This window comes from Algoriphagus machipongonensis, assembly GCF_000166275.1.
Classification (GTDB): domain Bacteria; phylum Bacteroidota; class Bacteroidia; order Cytophagales; family Cyclobacteriaceae; genus Algoriphagus; species Algoriphagus machipongonensis.
Genome location: NZ_CM001023.1, coordinates 3,966,008 through 3,986,630 on the forward strand (window position 1 = coordinate 3,966,008; position 20,623 = coordinate 3,986,630).

Genomic DNA, 20,623 nt, shown 5'->3' on the forward strand with positions numbered 1-20,623 from the left:
TTCTTTCATACTCAGATTGATTATCACTACCAAGCTTCTGAAAATCAAACTTTCTTAAGTTAGCCCAAGCTTTAAAGGAGCTAACTTTTCTTCGACTACAAATCTCCATACACTTCCTAAAAATGGTTGAATAGATAGGCAATCTCGTCATTGGTCGCATTGCTATCATCTTAGCTTTCAATCTAGGTAATTTAGTATCGTACTAGATATGCTATTTGTCAGTTGCCCATGAGAACATTTAAATACATCGCCTTACTATTTCTTGCGATACTCATTTGGACGGCCTTTATCGGTTTGGGATTTGTTGAAGGATTTCTCTTAAAAGGTATCACTTCAAAAGACAGTCCAGAGGGATTTATTGAAGCTACTAAAGAAAGAATAGCCGAAGAGTTTGTTGGCAATTTCGCTATGATACTGATTGAAAACGGTGAAATATCTGAAGAACTCACTTACTCCGTAGACAGACCCGTCAATGACCAATCCATTTTTCCTGTTGCCTCAATTAGTAAGTGGATCACCTCCTTTGGAGTCATGAAATTGGTAGAGCAAGGAAAACTTGATTTGGATACGCCTGTAGATGAATATCTAAGTAGATGGCATTTACCCAAAAGTGATTTTGACAATAGTCAGGTGACTGTTAGAAGACTCCTCTCCCATTCTTCTGGGCTAATTGATGGTTTGGGATATGATGGTTTTCCTGCCAATGAACCAATCCAGACAATTGAAGAGTCCTTAACGAAAGCCTCAGATAGCGGCTATTCCGAAGGCAGGGCATTTATAGGATATGAACCTGGTAGCCAATACATGTATTCTGGGGCTGGCTATACGATATTGCAGTTACTGATAGAAGAAATCAGCGGACAATCTTTTAAAGAATTCATGGAGCAGGAGGTACTGAAGCCATTAAACATGGTACATTCTACTTTTGAATACCAGCAAAACCCATCCCCTCAATTTGTCCAGATTTTTAAGGATGATGGCACCATAAGACCTATGAACAAATTCACGGCTTTAGCTGCTGCAGGACTGTACACCAGCACAGGAGATTTAGCAAAATTTTTAATCGCTAACATTTCGGAAAACAGGGTCCTTTCTCAGGAAACTATTCAATCCATGGCCAAAGCGGAGACTTTTATTGGTGATATTGAGGTTTATGGCTTAGGTCCTCACCTTTACAGCCAAAATGATCCAAATTCCAAAATAATAGGACATGACGGCAGTGGAAATAATGCAATAAATACGGCCGCGAGAATTGATCTGGATTCTAAATCTGGAATTATCATTTTAGAAACAGGAAATAGAGATATGGCTTCCATTTTGGCTGATGAGTGGATGTTTTGGAAGGCTGGTATTGCGGACTTTGTGGTCATGCAGCGCAACATCCCCTTCCTTTTGACATTACTAGTAATTGGATACCTTTTAATAATCTCCTTTGGTGTCTTGATCATTCGAAAAAGGAATAAATTCCAGAAAACTGCTTCGATTTCCTAAGAGCGGGTATTTTCTTAAATTGTGGGTTATGAAAAAATCCATGAAAAGACAGCTATTAACCCTTTTAATAATCTTTCATGGAAATCTACTTCTGGGGCAAACTTCTTTGAATGAAATCAACCTCAATCATGGGGATTACAAGGTAGGTTTCAAACATTATACTGTCTCAGACAGCACGAGAACATATAGCCGAGCCTATGAATACACCAATCATAAAATAGCAAGACCGATACCGGTTAGCATTTGGTACCCTTCCGAACAGAAATTAGGAAATAAGTCCCCTTTGCAGGTTTTAAACTACTTTGAAATTTTAAAGGAAGAAGAGGAATGGGAAAACCTTCCCAACGATCAACTCTTAAATTGGTTCTACTACCCCAATACGCCTGAAAATCAACTTCATCTAAAAGAACAAACCAAGGCCTATTCAGAAATTGATTTTGCCAAAGGAAAATTCCCAGTGATCATTTACACTGCTAGCTTCCAGGCATCCTCAATTGAAAATTTTGCCCTATGTGAATTTCTAGCCAGCCATGGATACCTTGTGATTTCCAGTCCTAGCCGAGGAACGGATACTCGCTGGTTTAGCAATAATCTGGCTATGGAAATAGAAACACAAGCCCGGGATGTGGAGTTTTTGATCAAAGAAGCCGGCAATTTAGCTATAGCCGACTACAGCAAATTTGCAGTTATGGGTTTTAGCTTTGGGGGTTTATCCAACATCATAGCCCAAATGAGAAATGATCGTATCAAAGCTATAGTCAGTTTGGATGGGACGGAAAGGTATCAATATGAACTTCTTGAAAAATCACTATCCTTCAATCTCGATAAAATGGATGTGCCATATCTTCATATGGCCCAAAAAGACATTCCTGATATCGTATTGAAGGAGGATAAAATAGCGCCTGAGCTCAATTCAAAATTTGTGTTATATGACAGCGTCAGGAAAGGTCAAACCTATCGATTAAAATTTCATCATCTAACCCATTCTTATTTCAGTTCTCTCGGGATTCTTTTTAGTGAAAGAGACCCTCGGCAGGATAAAAGCGATCCTGAAATCATGGAGTCTTATAAATGGGTCTCAAATTATACATTGAATTTTTTAAACGCCTATTTAAAAGAAGACGAAAATGGAATGGCATTTTTGGAAACCAGACCAGAGGAAAACACATCGAAGGAAGGGTTAATAAGCCAAATGGTCAAACAAGGGGAACGCAAGGTTTTCAGTTTTCAGGATTTCAATGATTTAGCTTCAGAACAGAATTATGAAAACCTTTTTCAACTCTATAGCTCCATCTTAAAAGAACATCCTTCCTTGAAGCTACCTGAAGGAAACCTTAACACAATTGGGCTTCAACTAATTTTCAACCCTAAGACTTCCCAACAAGGCATCAATGTTTTCCAACTAGCAACTAAGCTTTATCCAAATTCTGCCAACCTTTATGATAGTCTCGCTGAGGGATATCTATTCTTGGGTAACAATGAAAAGGCTATTGAAAGCTTTCAGACATCACTCAATCTGAATCCAAATAACCAAAATGCCATTATACGACTAGAGCAGCTAAAAAATTAAATACTCCAGATTTTTCAATTCAGAAAGCAATTAATTACCCTCTCAATCCCCCTAAAACCAAATATTATTTTTCAAATTATCTCATCTCCTTGCACAGCTGAATTTACCAATGTATTTTCAGAAGCTTTTTACTATTGTCAATTACCGTTTTTTTTGAGTTTGAAAGTATAACATCGCCCATTTCCTATTTATCATCAATGAGCATAAAATGAAGAAATTTCCCAATGCCTTTGTCATAATTTTAGTAGCAATAATTTTTGGATGGATTCTGACTTTTTTAATTCCCAAAGGAACTTACCAACGGGAATTCAACCCTGAAACAGAACAAACTATAGTGGTTCCCAACTCCTATACACAACAAGACGCACCACATCTTTCTCCCTTTGATCTACTGTTAGCTATTCCCAGAGGTATTGCTGAAAGAGGAAGCTTAATTGTATTGATTCTATTGCTTGGAGGATGTTTCTATATCATAGAGAAGACAGGTGCATTAAATCAGGGCTTAAATCAATTAATCCTTCTTCTAAAAGGAAAGGAACTTTTAGCATTAATTACGCTTACCATCTTGTTTCTGGCAGCAGGTTTTACAATCGCAATGCAGGAAGAAATTATCGCTATGGTGCCTGTGCTCATGCTTTTTGGACGCTCTCTAGGATACAATCCATTGACTATTTTAAGTGCTACTTTCGGGTCTGCAACAGTGGGTGCAGCATTTAGCCCATTTAATGTTTTTGGAGTTGTAATAGCCCAACAAGAGGCCCAGTTGGAATTGCTTTCTGGCTTAGAATTCAGGTTAACATTTCTTCTGATCGCCTCTTTAGTTTGGATAGTAATTGTTGTCCAATATGCTAGAAAGCATCGGGTGGAGAAATCAACCTTAGTCTTAAATGTGAATGGCCTTACCAAAAGAAGTAAGCTCATATTATCCTTACTCGGTATCACATTTGGAATTGTGACTTACGGTCTGGTTAGTTTAGGTTGGGGTTTTGAAGAAATGTCGGCTTGCTTTTTTGCTTTAGGTTTAGTGTCTGGTCTCATCGCCAAATTCGGTATCAACAAGACCACCGAATTATATGTCGGTGGCTTTAAGGAAATGATTTTTGCCTGCGTCATCATAGGACTGGCCAATAGTATTTCACTTGTTTTAAGTGAGGGAGTTATTATTGATACGATTGTCCACGGATTATTTTCTCCTTTAAAAAATGTGCCTCCTTCTGTATCTGCAGTTTTAATGATGTTTTCCCAATCCATCCTACATTTCCCAATTCCTAGCTATTCCGGACAGGCTATTTTAACCATGCCTATTTTAACCCCCTTGTCTGATTTGATAGGGCTCTCCAGACAAGTAACCGTGCTGGCCTATCAATATGGCACGATCACAATGGACTTGATTGTACCCACCAATGGGGCATTAATGGCTGTGATCGCACTGGCGGGTGTAAAGTACAATGATTGGATCAAGTTTATTATCAAACCGGTTTTAATCATTTTTGCAATTGCTGCAGTAGCTATCCTGATTGGAATACAAATTGGATATCAGTAAAGCGACAAGGCAAGATTGAAATGATCTAAACTTCAACAAAAAAACCAGCCTATTCGACTGGTTTTCATTTTATAGACTTTCTAAAATCAGATTTTAGCTAAGGCGTTTGCTAAATCTTGTTTCAAATCCTCAGCATCTTCTACTCCTACACTTAGTCGGATCAGAGAATCAACCAACCCCACTTTTTCCCGCTCTTCTTTAGGAATACTCGCATGGGTCATAGAGGCAGGGTGTCCGCAAAGAGATTCTACTCCGCCCAGTGATTCTGCCAAAGCAAAAAGCTGAAAGTTCTCCATTACCTTGACTGCATCCTCTTGCTTATTGCCAACCAATGTAAATGAAATCATCCCCCCGAAATCACGCATTTGTTTTTTAGCAATGGCATGATTCGGGTGATCCTCAAATCCTGGCCAGTACACTTTATCTACTTTAGGATGCGTCTTTAAATAAGCTGCAATGGTTTTGCCATTTTGGCTATGACGCTCCATTCGCAAATGCAGGGTTTTGATGCCTCGAAGGACCAAGAAACAATCCTGAGGACCTGGTGTAGCACCGCAGGCATTCTGTATAAAGACCAGTTGGTCTGCAATTTCATCATCATTCAATACCAAGGCTCCCATCACCACATCAGAGTGCCCTCCCAAATATTTGGTTACAGAATGCATCACGATATCCGCTCCCTGATCCAAAGGGTTTTGAAGGTAGGGGGAAGCAAAAGTGTTATCCACTGCAAGCAGGACTTTATGTGCTTTGGCCACTTTAGCCACTCCTGCCACATCTATGATATTCATCATTGGGTTAGTTGGAGTCTCTACCCAAATCATTTTTGTCTTTTCGTTGATATACTCGGTGATGGATTCTGGATCGCCCATGGGAACGAAGTGGAATTTGATTCCATATCGCTCAAAAACCTTGGTAAACAGACGGTAGGTTCCACCATAAAGGTCATTGGTGGAAATAATCTCATCCCCTGGATTGAAGAGTTTCACCACGGCATCAATAGCACCTAAACCGGAGGAGAAGCAAATTCCATGTTTTCCATTTTCCAGCGCAGCCAGGTTATTCTGTAATGCAGTTCGGGTTGGGTTGTGCGTTCGGGAGTACTCATACCCATTATGATCGCCTGGAGAGCGCTGCACATAAGTGGAAGTCTGATAAATCGGAGTCATAATGGCTCCGGTGCTTGGATCTGGCTCTACTCCTGCGTGGATGGCTTTGGTTCCAAATTTCATATCTATCTGGGGTTTTATTCTTTTTGAATCTTGTTAAAGGAATTTTTCCTTCCTAATAGGGTGTATTCGGGTTTCACTTGCTAAACTTGCAAGCGCTGGGAAGAATACTCTTTCCCAAAGCTGATCAAAGATGACAAAAAAGGGCAGTATTTTCAAAACAATTTCCTCCTACTTTGGACATCACCCTACGGGCATCCTAGCCTGGCTTTGGGTCACATGTATGCCATTTATCGGCTCTGCGATTTTTGCGGTGAACTATGATTTCCTATCAAAATATAGCCTTAGCCAAGCCATAGATTTCTTAGTATATGTCATTATCGGAGCATTACTTATGGGATTGGCCTTGCTTCCCACCACATTGATCGCTTTAGCTTCAGGCTTTTATTTCGGTTGGGTTTCCCTACCTTTTTTAATTTTAGGTTACTCCTTGGCTTCCGTAATAGGTTATGGTATAGGTAAATTGATCAATACTGATCTCTCAGAAAAAGTCTTTAAGAAAAATCCCAAGTTCAAAGCAGAGGTTGAGGCACGAAAAGAAAAAGAAGGTTCCTTAGTGTTTTTTGTACGTATCAGTCCTGTCGTACCTTTTGCTATTTCCAATTTCCTTTTTGCTTCCCTAAAAGTCAGTATTGCAAAAGTGCTGATTTATGGAATTCCTGGGATGCTCACCCGAACTGTCATTGCATTCAGCTTGGGAGTAGCTGCAAGTTCCTATCTCGCCGCCAAAGAATCTCTAAACACTCCTCTTCAATGGGCAATAGGATTGGGTCTATTGATAGTCGGAGTATGGGGGATTTATGGATATGTGAAAAAGAGTAAGCGACCTCAGTAAGCAGCTTGCCTACTGGAGGTAGGTTGCAGTAAGCAGTAATCAGTCATTCTAAATGTCAGCCTGAGCACTGGAGCGACAAAAGTCGCGTATATCGAAGGCATTATTGATGTCGGTCGCAGTAGGCATCTTGAAGATTTTAAAATCTCTGCAAATCAAAACGTATTTGGGATCGCGAAAGGAGAAAGATAATCACGCTTTAACGGTAAATTGTATGAGTAGTGGCAGATTCCGTGGTACTTTCTTGTCAAACTACTATGTGGTTATAGTTGGCTACAAACTTTACTATTTGCCGTATTGCCTACCATTACTTATACAAAATGTTAGCAAACGTTTCTAACTTGGTCTATTTGTGTAGACTATTAATTATTTAACTGTTGGTAGTATATATTCACCATCGATGATAGATTGCCCGGGCATATATACACGAAAGTTTATCCAAAATGTCTCTGTAGGAATGACCAATTGATTTTCTGAATTATCAAAATCCTCTTGAAAAACATATGTTATAGTGAATGATTTTCCATCAGGATTTAACTTGATATCCCTGTTACTAAGAGTAGAACCCATATCTGTTTTTAGGTACTGGTCATCACCATACACTGTAATAGAATAAAAGCCCAATTCAGGATTGACCATTTCAGGTACTGCATAGGTCACTTGATATTTGTTTCCTTTATTCACATCATACTTGCCCGTTAAATACACCGCATCTTTATCAGGTAAAAGTCCGGTGCCAATAGCAACACCTCTGTTGCGGTCTTCTAACGAAACCGGATTATCTATAGTGCCCATTGTGCCCATGATACCTTGCTGGTTGGCAATCTCAACATATTTCTGATGAATTTTATTGAACTCGTCCATGTTCCACTTAGTCGCCCTAAATGGTTTTGGTTGATATCCGTCTAAGTATTCAATTTTCAATTGATTCTGGAATTCACTTGATTTTTTTACATCTTCAGGGTCTTTAGAATCTACCTGTGTTCTTACATTGGCTACAAAATAGTCACTAGTAACCGATGCCGGAATAACATATCGTCCGGGTCCATAGAAAACTTTGTAAGTTACGTGATCGTGATTCCATATGTGCAATGACATATAACGTCCATCAGTTTCCGGTAGGGTAATTGCTACATCACCACCTCCATCTAAAATGGAAAATGAATATTTCGTATCACGGTTCATCATCGGAGCAGGTTGCTTATCCAGCTCCATGATATCATAATGATGATGCCAATTGGTGTTATTTGCTCCTTGCTCAAACTCTCTTTGCATGGCCATGTCTGCCATCGCCAATGCATAATTCTCTTCGTTTACACTAACGGTAGCTTGGTCATCTGTCATTTCTTTAACATCAGACAGTTTTTCAGTTTTGTTCTTTTTATTTGATGAATTACATCCGCTCAATAGCTGAGCTAAGATTGAAAAAAGGATTAAGATTCTCATAATTTCAAGTTTTAATGTATAAAATATTCAATTATTTTCTGTTTTGAAATGTATGAGTAGTGGCAGATTGTAGGCTTCTTCCCTGCCAAACCGCTTTGCAGTAAAAGTGGGCTACAAACCTTGATATTTAGCACTTTCCCTGCCATTACTTATTCAAAATGTTGGCAAGAGTTTTTATTCTTCTAACAATTCAAATTTTATGGTTTCGGTAGCAGTTTTCATATAGTCCAAAATTGCTTCTTTACTTTCTGGACGATAAAGCCTTATTAGAATTGCCCATCCATCAACTACGTCGATATTGTTTTTAGCATCAGGACAGTTGAAATGGAAGGTGTAGGTGCCATCTGCATTTGCTTCAGCCATTCTGTTGTTTAGCGCAAAGTTGTCAGTAGCAATCCACCCTTCTTTATTATAAGTAGTAACAGAGAAGAATCCTCCTTTATCAAATTGTATAGGTGGAACGGGGAGTGTTAAGGAGGCACATTTTCCTTCTTGAATTTCATTACTTGGTTGAATCGTATTAAGATATGCAGCATGTTCTACCGGCAGACCAAAAATGCCAACAGCAGAAGCTATTAAAAATTGTAATGAGTCAACTTCTTCTTTGGAGCCGAAATAAAACTCCGGTTTATTTGCTTCAGCCATTCTGCCTTTCAATCTTACTCTTGTTTCGTCCAAAGTTTTTGTATCAAATCCTTTGGCTTGGTAAGGTTTACTTGAGTTGGCTAAAATCTGAACTTTGTTTTGGTGTTCATGTGCTTCTGCATAACCCAATGAGTCTAGGGTTCGAACACCTGTTCTCATATTAAGGAATATGTGATTTCCAAGAGCTACATCTTTTGTAGTAAAGGTTTTGGATTCGCCAGGATAAACGACTCCAATAGTGTACTCATTTTCATCAATAACCTGAATGACAGAATAGACATCCCAATCAGGATTGACCAACGTCGCACCTTCGGAAATATCTACTACTGCGTGAGAATACATGACGTCTTGATTCTCTCTAACTACGAATTGATTGTCTTTATCTGACATTTTTCTGGAATGCCTGAAAGTGTTTACCTCATATTCTTTAGAGTGATTGACCATGTATAAGTCGGTCTCTGCGATGGTAAAGTTGATTTCATCCACCAAAATTTTACCGTCTTCCGTGTATTCTTTTGCATAGGCTGGTTTTTCATTTTCTTTTGTTTTCTTCCCGCTATTGCAGGAAAGTAGAGCTAAACCAATTAAGGCAATTGCTAATTTTTTCATCGTAATAATCTTTTAATGAATAACTGTAATTAATTACTTCGGGTAAAGCAAAATCACCATCAAGCACAGATTTTTCCCGTCAGTATATTCTTGTTGTTTAATTTAATTCTGACTAATGGTAAAATTACTAAATCCTAAAAAATTGTATATGAGAATTATACGGATTTATAGAAAGTGGGAGAAATTCAATAGCTCTTGTAGGAATTGATACCTTTTCTTCATCAAATTCGGGCGGGCTAGTGTGGGGAATGTTTGCCAACTTATTTATTGTCACTACAAAACCATCTTTATTTTCCTGATTCGGGTAAATAGTTACTGTTTTCTCTGCTATTATTTTTTTTCTTCTCAACTATCGTAACAAATACATCTTTCCATAACCTTTCTTAAAGGCCTTGTCACCGGCAGTAGGTCGATGCTCCATAAACTGCCCATCTTTTCTAACTAGAACGCGGTAGATATAAACCCCATTTGCTAGTTGATCACCGAATTCATCTTTCCCATCCCAGGCATATTCTGTGATATTATTTCCGATTCTTAAAGGTCCCAGTTCGTTTTGCAAAATCTCCCGAACCACCTTTCCAGTCACAGTCATAATCTGAATCTTGATTTCGTCGGGTACCTCAGCACCTGTTACTGTAAACACAAAGCGAACGCTCGTACTAAATGGATTAGGATAGGGATAGAAATTAGTAATCTGGGACTCATTGATCACCTCAAAACTTATTTCATAGGGCTCCTCGGAATCCGCATTTGCCACCCTCAGGGTGTACATCCCATCTTCTAAAGGTCCAGGCAAAAAGGAAACTTTAAAGCGGGCATCTTCAGAAGCTGGAGACCAATTGAGATTAGGATCAGAAAAATTCACTCGCTTGTACTCACAGCTCTCACAGTTTTGCTTGAGGAAAATATCCAAGCCCACAGTATCCTTTTTATAAAGTAGCGTTTGATCATTGATCAACTGGGCTGTCACCATTACAGTTGGAGAAACGATATCTCCATCCATAATGTAAATACCATCAAAATTCACATCCAATACAGAGCTACTTTCATCAGCCTCCACCAAAACATAGGGACCAAAGTCCACCTGATTATTCCTAAAAGTCTGCTCCTGCTGAATCCTTGGATTGGCAAAGACTTCCAGTTCGTTTACTCCTCCCTTTCCTATAGAGCTAAAATCAATGGCAAATTCGAAAGACTCTCCTGCTTTGAGCGCAGGGAATTTTTTGGAGAATTCCTCCACCTTTTTAGAAGCTACGTTTGTCCACTTCCAGTTTACCTGAATGGAATCCAAGAAATTGTATTTAGAAATATTTTTAAAGCTCATTCCAATACTGGTCTGCTCCCCTTCCCTCAAATTGATTTGTTCCTGGGATGTATTCACCGTCAAAGCTCCCTCTGGAACGCCAGAATAATTCACCTGCCACCTATCGAGTTGAGCCGGAGCTGTGGAGTTTGGGTCATTCATTCTATATCTCAGCCTCAAATAAGGATAGGTTTCTGCATCAATGAAATCCAAGGCTATTTCCTCTTCATAAGTGTTTTCCAAGATCAGCTCTTCGCTTCCGTCATTTTTGACACCCAATACATCGAAATAGGTGAATTCCTCTTCGTTGATCCAAGTTCTTGCATTGACATTTTGAAAAAATCGTTCCCAATTAGAAGCCGGACCTACTCTAGGAGTAATGATCATGCCTTGTGTGAAATAACCTTCCAGATCGGTCTTAAAGGATAGGGTCTGTTGATTTGGAGGAAATTCCTGATTTGATTTACCGATGATCTCCATCGCCTCTCCAGGATTCATTCCTTTCTGCCCATACAGAATATAAGGGTCACCAGTTTGTAAATTTCTTAGTGTAGCTTCATTAGCTCCAAACTCTTTGAGCAAAGCATAAGCTTCATCTGGCCAAGCATCAAAAGTTACATTTCCAACAGAAAAAATCACTACAAAATCTCCTTCTTTGACGCCTTTCACATATTGCTCCAAGACGGTTTGACCTGGTGTAGTTATCCAAGAATTCTGAATACTCTGAATCACCTGAGGAACTCTACCACAAGCTCGCGAATCAAGAATATCGAAACCCGGAACCGGAATAGCGAGGTAAGGCATCAGGCTTTTTTGATCAAAAGCCACCAAGCCCAACGAACCGTTCGGGCAGAGTCTGCTATTCGCATTATTAACATTATCGATAATCTGAGGCACCTGATCCAGATAAAACTGGGTATTTCTAAAACTCAAGGTATCCACACCTGCACCGACGGTAAACACCTCAAAACCCAACTTCTTATCCACGTATTTAAAGGCGTTCCGCTGTGGGTTCACCTCCAGGTTTTCCAATTGATTTTCTTCCAACTGGGAAATCGTTCTTTGTGTCCATCCTGATGGGCCATTGGGTATCAAGGAAAAACTGGATTGGGTCCAGGCATCATTTTCTCCCGCCTGTGGTTCCTGAAATTTACTTCTCCAGAAATAGGTTGCAGAATCCCCTGAGCTCATCAAACTCACAGGCCAATCGACCAAACCACTAGTGGTAATACGAATCTCTTTTCTAAAGGCCGAATTGAAGTTGGATGTGGAGTCTAACTGCAGGATGATTGTCCTTTCCTCATTGGTTTTGCCCGGAATCTGAGAGACTAAATTGACATCAGTTTCAGAGACTATTCCATAGTTTAATGGATATAAATTCATCGTTCCGCTCAAAGGAATAAACTCTGTCACAGAAATAGAATTATTGGTGTAAGTCAGTTCAGGAATTGACCTGGCTTTGTTTACTTCCAGCGTAAAAACATTGTCACCAGCTGCGTTGATCCCAATGTTTGGTACAGAAAAAACCAGCGTATCCTTTCTCGATACATAAGGAATTTCAATGGCATCGTAAGAAAATTCGGTCCCGTCAGGAAGCTTTCTTTTAATTTGATAGGTTACAGAATCCGTATTGACAATCCCGATATTTCTCAAAACAAAAGTCAGCTTGATACTATCCGAAAGTGCATTGAGTGGATCCTCATTAAAGCTTTCGAAGAAAACCTCGGTCTCATCCAGAGAATAATCCGCTTTGTCCGCGGGGAACATACGAACGCCAGGGTCTCCCAAAAGCACCATTTGCTCCATATGTGAATAACTCAAAGGCGAGGTTCCATAGCGATTTACAAAATCAATCTCGCCAAGCTGCTTTACCTCTCCTACTGTCTTATAAATACTGCTGCTATCAGCAAAAGCTGTGGAATAGAAAGAATCAGAATATCGATTTAGGATGACATCTACTCCAATTGCGGTATTTGCCATCACATTGGAAGCGCCTTTCTCCGGAGTAATCACCCAGTCCTCACTTTGGGTGTACACGGTTCCATATGCATTTCCATAATCACAGCCATTGAAAAGCATCACAGGATACTTTCCTCTGTTTTGATAATTTAGTGTAGGGTCTGAGGCAAATCCGATTTCAATATCGATCACAGTCGGCGAACCATGACCAAAAAAAGTCACTAATGATCTACCCTCATTAAGATCCCCGGTGATATCAATCAATTCCACTGTAGAGTTCGACCTCTTTCTGTAGGTGGTTACATTTCCTCCCAAGTACAGTCCTTCAGCGATGGTTTTATAATTATTGAGAAAGTTGAAATAACGGTTGAGCTCAAATTCAGAAACCCCGCCACTCAGGTGAATCAACTCTTTTTGCCAAGGTTCGCTGACACCCACAGCATCTTTTTCTATGGCTTTACTAAGGTAATCGGCCAGGTGCTGGGAATTCTTTGCCGGAATTCTTCCCACTGCCATCGCAGGAACCAGGGGCTGACTTGGATCCAGCCCAACCACAAAATTATTATCGGCTGTAGGATATCCCCCGGGAGGCACTAAGTTTTGAAAAGAAAAAGCAGATGGATTATTTCTGTAAAAATAGTTGACGCCATTTTGCCTAGCTGTGGAATACATTGTCAATGACCTTCCCGCCAAAAGTAAATGAGTAGGCTGATGTGCAGGGTAATAGGTTCTCAAAAACTCAAACAAAGCCGTTGGCCCCTCTTCTCCATAGCCATATTGATCATAGATCTCTTCCATAAAAATGGTAAGAGTTTTATATCCCCCTCCCAAAGGAGAAGCTCTATGTTCGGCATAGGATTGTAATGGATTTTGAAATTGATCCGCAGGAATCTCCAAGGCATGATGCCCCACCAAAATATAGTCTGCTTCCTGTGAAAGGTAATTCTTAAAATTCACCGTTTTCATTCTTTCTACAGGAATCAAAGAAGCTTCACTTTGAACCCAAACCTTACTGCTATCGCCTACTATCGCTCCTTGGAAACTCAACTCTCCCCCCGATTGTAAAAGCTCAACTTTCTCAGGCTGGTAGTAATCAGAAATCTCCAACGCCTCATAGTTTCCAGTCACCTGAGGAATCTTTATTTGCTGATTTCCTGGAGGCAGAATAAATAGCTCGGTATCAAACTCTCCATTGACAACATTCTCTTGGTATACAATTTTGGCGTATGCAATAGACTGATTATCCGCTCCTTCTGTCCCGATTGATTCCAGAGTAATCACCAAAGATCCATCTGGATTAAAATCACTCATGTTGAGCGGAATTGTCAATTGGGGATACTCATAACCATAGTAATTTTGGGTCTGTATCACTCGTTGGGAATTGGCATTTGGACCTGCAGAAATACGAGCAACGTGATTATGTAAAGATCTTCCTACTAGCCCAATTTCCAGTTGAGCAGTTCCTGAATTTCTTGGGCTTCCCAAACCAGAAAATGTCACCTGTCTTGAATCTCCTTTTCTAATTAAAGTACTCATCCAGCCCTGCCCTTGATCATATGATGAAAGTCGAAAATCAAATGCATAACCTACACCCAGAGAATACTGCTCTCCAAAAACCTCCAGCTTTTCAGAAGCATAGGAATTAACAATGGGTTGATTGGCCTGGGGAGCATTTCGTTGATTCATCCTCATTCCTTGTTGACCTAATGAGACTGTCAGGAAAAAAGCTGTGGTATCAGAATGGGTGTTAAAATATGGGTTGGGAAGTTTATCAAACTTGGTGTAAAGTAAACTATCTAAAGTCCCGTCATTTCTTATTCCATAAAAATCAATGTAATCGCTTGGATCTAGCTTCCCATCATCTTCCCCTGAAATATAAATTGCTACCTCTTTGCCCCTGTGGAATAGCTGAATATTTCGGGGATCAAGGTTATTAATATCAATACCTGAGGCTGTTAAAACATCAGGTGAAATTCTATAAATCCCATCTTTTGCGGTAGGTATTTTATAATAAGTTTGATCGTAAGAATACCAAGCTACTTGCTGAGCAAAAGCTTCTGAGGAAAGAAGCAACAATAATATTGGGAGAATATGAATCAGTGCTTTTTTCATCTATCCCAACCTTTAAATTTTCTAAATTCTGGATCCAGTTTCTCCAAACTTACTTTCACGCTAAAGACATGTGAATAAGGAGTATCAGACACATTACCAATGTCAGAAAGAGCATAATCAATTTGAAATTTTTGGCTTAGCACTACCCCAAGCCCCATACTTGGCTGTATATTCAAGCTCTTACTTCCGTCAAAATCCTTGATATACTGAAAATTTCCAAGACCTGCTCTTAGATAGGCAATTCCTTGAAATCCAGCTTCTATCCCTATTTTGGGATCAATACTCATAAAGGAAGTGCTGATAATGGTATTTCTCTCTCCATCAAAAGTCATATCTAAATCAGCCACAGTAAGCAGATTGAAGTTGCTACCCAATTTCCAATCATAGGCTATGCTGGCAATCGCCCGAGGTAAAGTCAATTCAACGGAGTTAATCGGAACCTCATTATCAGTTTGAGCATAAATCTCCTTGACCAATTCTGCATTATGTGACCAGGCATTAAAGGTGGAAGTAATATCTCTAATCATTAATCCAGCTGTCAATCGATCTTTCACATAAATACCTCCTACATCCAATCCAAATCCCCAAGCTTGGGCGAATTTCCCTACATTTCTATGGATGATTTTGGCATTCATACCCACTTTAAATTTATCAGATAAATCCCGGGCATAGCTCAATAACAAGGCATAATCGGCCGCATTGAAGAATTGAATATTATTATAATTCAGGGCCCCGTTGGCATCATATAAAAATCGAGTATCAGGAATGTCATCCACTCCAAATCGGATCAGAGATACTGCTACCTGGCTTTCTGATTTGATGGGGGTAGAAAAGCCCAGATAATCGTATTGTGCTACTCCTGCAAAATATTCGGAGTGCATTAAGGTAAACTCATATTTATGCTGGATACCAAGCAGCCCGGCAGGATTCCAATAGGCTGCAGTCACATCTCTTGCCGCTGCGGCTTGTGCTCCTCCCATCCCAAGGGCTCTTGCTCCCACTCCAATACTTAAGAATTCATTGGAATATTTCGGGGCAATTGATTGGGATTTTACGTCTTTTGGCAAACAAAACATACAAGCCAAAAGCATCAAAAAGTAAATTATTCCTAGTTGCTTTTCCTTCACAAAACCAAAATAAAGCAAATATCTAAGTCCTTGTTATTCCTAGGCTTTTTTCTTTTTCAAAATCAGAAAGTGTGTACGTCCCCGAACACAATTCTGTTCATAATTTTGCACTATTTAGGGAAGATTGAAAATGTTACACTTTGGGTCATTTTTTTTTAAAAGATTTTTAAAATTCAGAAAACTGCATTAAAAGCAAACAGATGAGGTTTTTTAGATAATAGGCAATGGAAAGCCCCTCTTTATCGCAAGGAATTAGGTTATACAAGGTAGCTTGGAAAAGATTGGTATCATTTTTCTATTAAAAAGATCAAACGGAAATAAAATTTTCCATTTGAAAGGAAAATAAATCACCTAAATATGAATGTCGCCAACACACAGATTCAAATGCGCAAAGGGCTTCTCGAATTTTGCGTTTTGCACATTATCTCTCGGGGCGAGGTGTATACTTCAGACTTAATAGATGAACTGACTCAAGTGCAGATGATCGTGGTCGAGGGCACACTTTACCCGCTACTCAACAGACTGAAATCTGCCTCATTAGTTCAATACCGATGGGTAGAATCAGAATCAGGTCCACCTCGGAAATATTATTCGATCACCGAGGAAGGTAAAGAATTTCTAGGTACGCTTTCTACTACCTGGACTTCATTAGTCAATTCCACCGAACAAATCACCTCTAAGAATTGAACCTATGAAATTGAGTAGCACATATACGGATCAAGCTTTCTCTATCACCCGCGAGATCCCATGTGGCAACCTTAAAATGAACAACACATGAAAAAGACGATAAGCATCAACATCAGTGGAATTCTCTTCCACATCGAAGAAGACGGGTACGATTCCCTTCGGAAGTATCTCGACGCGATCAATAAGCATTTCTCTTCTTATAAAGACAATCACGAAATCATTTCGGATATAGAGAATCGTATTGCCGAAATTTTCCTGAGCAACCTCAAGAACAATAAGCAGGTAATCACCGCAGAAAATGTGGAGAAACTCATTGAAAAAATGGGGACCATTGCTGATTTTGCCACTGTGGAAGAAGAAAAGATTGAGGAAGAATATGAAAAAGCAGGGCCAAAGTCTGAAGATTATTATAAATATGTGACCCCTCCACATTCTGAAAAAGGAGGTTATAAAAAACTGGTCAGATTAGAGAATAAGAAAATTCTGGGTGGAGTTTGTGCTGGTATAGCTCATTATTTTGCCATAGACCCGCTTTGGACTCGTCTGATCGGAATCCTTTTGTTATTCAGTGGAAATATCCGCTTTAACTCAGGATTCTTTGACATTTTCCCTTTTGACAATTTCCGATTCGGTTTAAGTTTCGGCGTCATAGCGGTTATTGCATACATCGTCCTTTGGGTAATTTTACCAGTTTCCTATGAAATCAATGAGGATAAAAACATCAAAAAACTCTATAGAAACCCAGATGATAAAGTGTTGGGTGGAGTTGCTTCCGGACTGGGAGCCTACTTTGGCGTAGAAGTAATATGGACAAGACTTGCCTTTGTACTTCTAATTTTAGCTGGAGGAAGTGGATTCCTGATCTATTTGGTGCTGTGGATAATCACTCCTGTAGCGAGTTCTATCACCGAGCGAATCCAGATGAAAGGTGGAGAAATCACCTTGGATAATATTGACACGACGGTAAAGGAAAGTCAAAACCCAATCCCTCCAGTACCAGAATCTAATACCAGAAAAATTCTTCTTACGCCTTTCCGAGTTATTGGACAGGTGATTGAAGCTATCGGAAAAGCACTAGGCCCTGTTGGCCGTGCAATCTTAGCTGTGATTCGAGTGCTCTTTGGACTCTTTGTATTCTTCTTGGGATTAGCAATAACCATTGCTCCTTTGATTGCAATGGCAGTATACTTCGGTATTTTCACCAATGATGATTACGGAGTGATGATGGATAATTTCCCGATAGAGCTTTTCTCTAACCTGATCCCCGTATGGCTAGTAGTAGCAGCATCTTTCTTATTGATAATTCCAGGAATCATCATCTTGCTATTAGGACTTAGTGTTTTGGCAAAAAAGAATATCATCGGAGGAAGAATGGGCTTGGTAGCATTGGGACTTTGGTTGCTATGCGTAGGTATCTGTGGATTCCAGATTCCAAGAATAGTAGCCCTCTTCAAATCTGAAAACTGGTATAAGAGTGAAGAGGTGCTTCCGGTAGATGAAGGGGTTATGATATTGAAACTGAACCCAATCAGCGATGATGCAAGCTTTAATAAAGTTTCACTAAAACTTGTTGGAACTTCTGACACCCTAGTGAGCATAACCAAAGACTCTTTCTCTAGAGGTAGATCTAAAGCTGAAGCTATGGAGAACGCAGAGCATATTGCTTATAACTATGCAGTTTCAGACTCTGTAGTCACATTTGACGAAGGTTTTGACGTGAATTCTCTCGACAGCTTTAGAGATCAAAAAGTGAATCTGATTCTGAACATACCCTATGATAGACCTTTCATCATGGAAAGATCACTTCTCGAAATTATCAGAAACACGATTTATAGAAATGGATATCGCTCCTCGGATGTGAACCAGCGAAATGTCTGGGTATTTAACCAAGCAGGCTTAGTATGTATCACCTGTCAGGATAAAGACGAAGAGGATTACGATGAAGAGGAGGGTGTGGAAATGTTGGATTCGCTCAGTCGGTCCCAACTGGACAGCATTACCAGACTTAAATTTGCAGATAGTTACTTTTTAAAGGACTAATTCTAGAGGCATCCAATTGGATGCCTCTTTTTTTGTAACTTCTGTTCTCAAAACATTTAGAGATATGGATGTAACCGTTAAATTTTTAGGAGGTGCCGGAGCAGTTACTGGCTCCAAGTATTTAATAGACCTCGGGGACTTTGAGTTTCTGGTAGATTGTGGGCTTTATCAAGGTGCCAAAAATCTGCGAAAGCGAAACTGGGACAAATTCCCTATGCCCCCCACAGATATGGAGGCAATAATCCTCACCCATGCTCATTTAGATCATGTAGGTTACCTTCCTAAATTAGTAAAGCAAGGTTTTAAAGGCCCCATCTATTGCACAGAAGCGACCGCGGAGCTTGCGAAAATCCTACTCTTAGATTCTGGAAAACTTCAGGAAGAAGAGGCAGAGTATGCCCGAAAGAAAGGCTATTCCAGACATGAATCCCCAGAACCCCTTTACACCAGAGATGATGCGGAGTCAGTTTTTCCGCAGCTAGTTCCCCAACAATTTGAAACACCCTTTCAGATCAACCCGAATGTAAGTGTAACCTATTACCATGCAGGGCATATTTTAGGAGCTGCCATTGTCAAAGTCATCGTCAAAGGAGATACACAGGAGAAAAAGCTAGTCTTCTCCGGAGACTTGGGAAGATACCATGATCCTATACTTTACCCTCCCACCCGTATCCCAAAAGCCGACATATTGTGGATAGAATCCACTTATGGGGACCGGGTAAGCCCGCCAGTCAAAGCGGAGGAGGAATTAGGAAGAGCTATCAGAGATACTTTTGATCGGGACGGACTAGTCATTATTCCCGCATTTGCTTTGGGAAGAACACAGTTAGTCATGTATTACCTATATCAACTGATGGAAAAAGGGAAGATTCCCAAGGTGCCTATATTCTTGGACTCTCCTATGGCAATTAATGCCACCAAGCTCTACTTAGATTACAAAAATGACCATCAGCTCACCGCTTGTTTGGAAGAGGAAGATCATCACTTATTTGATCATCCTCAACTGCATTATTTTCGGAAGCAAGAGGAATCCCGCTCTCTAAATGAGTACAGAGGTAATGCAATCATTATCTCTGCCAGTGGTATGGCCACTGGAGGTCGTGTACTACACCATTTATTCCATCACCTTCCGAATGAGAAAAATAGTGTGATATTCGTGGGATATCAAGCCTATGGGACCAGAGGAAGGAGACTCGTGGATGGAGAAAACGAGGTGAGAATCTATGGTCGTGAAGTTCCTGTCAAAGCCAAAATATATCAAATTGATGGCTTATCCGCTCATGCAGACCAAGAGGAGCTGATGGATTGGGCAGAAGGTTTTACAGACAGACCTAAAATCACTTTTATTATTCATGGTGAAGAACAAAGTGCTACCGTTTTAGGTCAGAAACTTCATGATGAATTAGGCTGGCAAACTGTCATCCCTCAATATCTGGAATCATTTATGCTGTTTAAAAACATATAGCTGACCAGTAATTTATTAATCAAAATGAAACGACTTGCTAACCTATTCTTACTTGCTACTCTATTTTTGAGTTTGTTTCAATGCACTCCCTACCAACCCGAAGGGCAAGGGGTCGTGGGCACCATCACCTGGATAGAAGGAAATCAAATGCCTAAAATTGGTGATGAGAAAGAAGAAGATGCAAGTGAGGTTTTGGTAAAAAGGAAAGTTCAAGTGTATCCAATAACGAATATCTCTGATGTAAAAGTTGAGAATGGCTTAATCACCGGTATTGCTACTGAGATGGTTAAAGAAGTTACTTCAGATGAAGAAGGGAAGTATGCCTTAGACTTAAGTCCTGGTAGATATACCGTTGTAACGGTAGAAGAGGATGGATTATTTGCCAACATTTTTGATGGAGAGGGAAATATACAGCCTGTTACCATTAAGGAGAATGAGTGGGTTTTGCTAGATATCCTGATCAATTACAAGGCGGTGTATTAATTTGGATTAGAAATTCAAAAAATATTTTCACCCAACACAATATTTTTTTTTATCACAACCTTCTGATTTTAAATATTTTAAC

13 protein-coding genes are annotated in these 20,623 nt (G+C 39.8%); 8 read left to right on the forward strand and 5 right to left on the reverse strand.

The features are described 5' to 3' along the window. Nucleotides 1-228: 228 nt before the first annotated feature. The 3 genes from ALPR1_RS16685 to ALPR1_RS16695 all read left to right on the forward strand — a co-directional run bounded on the left by ALPR1_RS16685 (nucleotide 229) and on the right by ALPR1_RS16695 (nucleotide 4,604). Nucleotides 229-1,491, forward strand: a complete 1,263-nt coding sequence (locus ALPR1_RS16685) for a serine hydrolase domain-containing protein (protein WP_008202458.1) — start codon at nucleotides 229-231, stop codon at nucleotides 1,489-1,491. Nucleotides 1,492-1,519: 28 nt separating this feature from the next. Continuing rightward, entirely contained in the window at nucleotides 1,520-3,061 is a 1,542-nt protein-coding gene (locus ALPR1_RS16690; RefSeq protein ID WP_008202459.1) for a hypothetical protein, read from the forward strand. 208 nt (nucleotides 3,062-3,269) lie between these two features. Continuing rightward, nucleotides 3,270-4,604, forward strand: coding sequence for a YfcC family protein (locus tag ALPR1_RS16695; protein WP_008202460.1), 1,335 nt, complete (start codon nucleotides 3,270-3,272; stop codon nucleotides 4,602-4,604). Between the two features lie 86 nt (nucleotides 4,605-4,690). On the opposite strand, the gene ALPR1_RS16700 is transcribed toward ALPR1_RS16695, so the two are convergent. Next, entirely contained in the window at nucleotides 4,691-5,836 is a 1,146-nt protein-coding gene (locus tag ALPR1_RS16700) for a cystathionine gamma-synthase (protein WP_008202462.1), read from the reverse strand. Between the two features lie 130 nt (nucleotides 5,837-5,966). Here ALPR1_RS16700 and ALPR1_RS16705 point away from each other — a divergent pair, with 130 nt between their 5' ends. Beyond that, nucleotides 5,967-6,668 (forward strand): TVP38/TMEM64 family protein, encoded by a 702-nt coding sequence (locus ALPR1_RS16705; RefSeq protein ID WP_008202464.1) that lies wholly within the window; start codon nucleotides 5,967-5,969, stop codon nucleotides 6,666-6,668. A gap of 363 nt (nucleotides 6,669-7,031) precedes the next feature. Here the strand turns inward: ALPR1_RS16705 and ALPR1_RS16710 are convergent, their stop codons facing one another. The 4 genes from ALPR1_RS16710 to ALPR1_RS16730 all read right to left on the reverse strand — a co-directional run bounded on the left by ALPR1_RS16710 (nucleotide 7,032) and on the right by ALPR1_RS16730 (nucleotide 15,830). Then, nucleotides 7,032-8,111 carry a DUF1254 domain-containing protein gene (locus ALPR1_RS16710; RefSeq protein ID WP_008202466.1) on the reverse strand — a complete coding sequence of 360 codons (1,080 nt, stop codon included), beginning with the start codon at nucleotides 8,109-8,111 and terminating at the stop codon, nucleotides 7,032-7,034. A 174-nt stretch (nucleotides 8,112-8,285) separates the two neighbouring features. Then, on the reverse strand, nucleotides 8,286-9,365 hold the full coding sequence (locus tag ALPR1_RS16715; RefSeq protein ID WP_008202468.1) for a DUF1254 domain-containing protein: 1,080 nt from the start codon (nucleotides 9,363-9,365) through the stop codon (nucleotides 8,286-8,288). A 349-nt stretch (nucleotides 9,366-9,714) separates the two neighbouring features. Continuing rightward, nucleotides 9,715-14,739 carry a putative type IX secretion system sortase PorU2 gene (porU2, locus tag ALPR1_RS16725; RefSeq protein WP_008202469.1) on the reverse strand — a complete coding sequence of 1,675 codons (5,025 nt, stop codon included), beginning with the start codon at nucleotides 14,737-14,739 and terminating at the stop codon, nucleotides 9,715-9,717. Continuing rightward, nucleotides 14,736-15,830 (reverse strand): putative type IX sorting system protein PorV2, encoded by a 1,095-nt coding sequence (locus ALPR1_RS16730; RefSeq protein WP_153231916.1) that lies wholly within the window; start codon nucleotides 15,828-15,830, stop codon nucleotides 14,736-14,738. The genes porU2 and ALPR1_RS16730 overlap by 4 nt, the downstream gene beginning before the upstream one ends. A gap of 393 nt (nucleotides 15,831-16,223) precedes the next feature. Between ALPR1_RS16730 and ALPR1_RS16735 the strand changes: the two genes are divergently transcribed. The 4 genes from ALPR1_RS16735 (at nucleotide 16,224) to ALPR1_RS16750 (ending at nucleotide 20,541) form a co-directional block, all read left to right on the forward strand. Beyond that, nucleotides 16,224-16,553 carry a PadR family transcriptional regulator gene (locus ALPR1_RS16735; RefSeq protein ID WP_008202471.1) on the forward strand — a complete coding sequence of 110 codons (330 nt, stop codon included), beginning with the start codon at nucleotides 16,224-16,226 and terminating at the stop codon, nucleotides 16,551-16,553. An 87-nt stretch (nucleotides 16,554-16,640) separates the two neighbouring features. Beyond that, nucleotides 16,641-18,593 (forward strand): PspC domain-containing protein, encoded by a 1,953-nt coding sequence (locus ALPR1_RS16740; protein ID WP_008202472.1) that lies wholly within the window; start codon nucleotides 16,641-16,643, stop codon nucleotides 18,591-18,593. Nucleotides 18,594-18,657: 64 nt separating this feature from the next. Then, nucleotides 18,658-20,058 (forward strand): MBL fold metallo-hydrolase RNA specificity domain-containing protein, encoded by a 1,401-nt coding sequence (locus ALPR1_RS16745; protein WP_008202473.1) that lies wholly within the window; start codon nucleotides 18,658-18,660, stop codon nucleotides 20,056-20,058. A gap of 24 nt (nucleotides 20,059-20,082) precedes the next feature. Next, entirely contained in the window at nucleotides 20,083-20,541 is a 459-nt protein-coding gene (locus ALPR1_RS16750; RefSeq protein ID WP_008202474.1) for a carboxypeptidase-like regulatory domain-containing protein, read from the forward strand. Nucleotides 20,542-20,623 lie beyond the last annotated feature (82 nt).

Excerpts from the sequence above, each read along its gene's own strand:
- ALPR1_RS16685 (WP_008202458.1), top strand. The coding sequence starts at position 229 with ATGAGAACATTTAAATACATCGCCTTACTATTTCTTGCGATACTCATT.
- ALPR1_RS16700 (WP_008202462.1), bottom strand. The coding sequence starts at position 5,836 with ATGAAATTTGGAACCAAAGCCATCCACGCAGGAGTAGAGCCAGATCCA.
- ALPR1_RS16730 (WP_153231916.1), bottom strand. The coding sequence starts at position 15,830 with ATGCTTTTGGCTTGTATGTTTTGTTTGCCAAAAGACGTAAAATCCCAA.
- porU2 (WP_008202469.1), bottom strand. The coding sequence starts at position 14,739 with ATGAAAAAAGCACTGATTCATATTCTCCCAATATTATTGTTGCTTCTT.
- ALPR1_RS16745 (WP_008202473.1), top strand. The coding sequence starts at position 18,658 with ATGGATGTAACCGTTAAATTTTTAGGAGGTGCCGGAGCAGTTACTGGC.
- ALPR1_RS16705 (WP_008202464.1), top strand. The coding sequence starts at position 5,967 with ATGACAAAAAAGGGCAGTATTTTCAAAACAATTTCCTCCTACTTTGGA.
- ALPR1_RS16740 (WP_008202472.1), top strand. The coding sequence starts at position 16,641 with ATGAAAAAGACGATAAGCATCAACATCAGTGGAATTCTCTTCCACATC.
- ALPR1_RS16750 (WP_008202474.1), top strand. The coding sequence starts at position 20,083 with ATGAAACGACTTGCTAACCTATTCTTACTTGCTACTCTATTTTTGAGT.
- ALPR1_RS16690 (WP_008202459.1), top strand. The coding sequence starts at position 1,520 with ATGAAAAAATCCATGAAAAGACAGCTATTAACCCTTTTAATAATCTTT.
- ALPR1_RS16695 (WP_008202460.1), top strand. The coding sequence starts at position 3,270 with ATGAAGAAATTTCCCAATGCCTTTGTCATAATTTTAGTAGCAATAATT.
- ALPR1_RS16715 (WP_008202468.1), bottom strand. The coding sequence starts at position 9,365 with ATGAAAAAATTAGCAATTGCCTTAATTGGTTTAGCTCTACTTTCCTGC.
- ALPR1_RS16710 (WP_008202466.1), bottom strand. The coding sequence starts at position 8,111 with ATGAGAATCTTAATCCTTTTTTCAATCTTAGCTCAGCTATTGAGCGGA.
- ALPR1_RS16735 (WP_008202471.1), top strand. The coding sequence starts at position 16,224 with ATGAATGTCGCCAACACACAGATTCAAATGCGCAAAGGGCTTCTCGAA.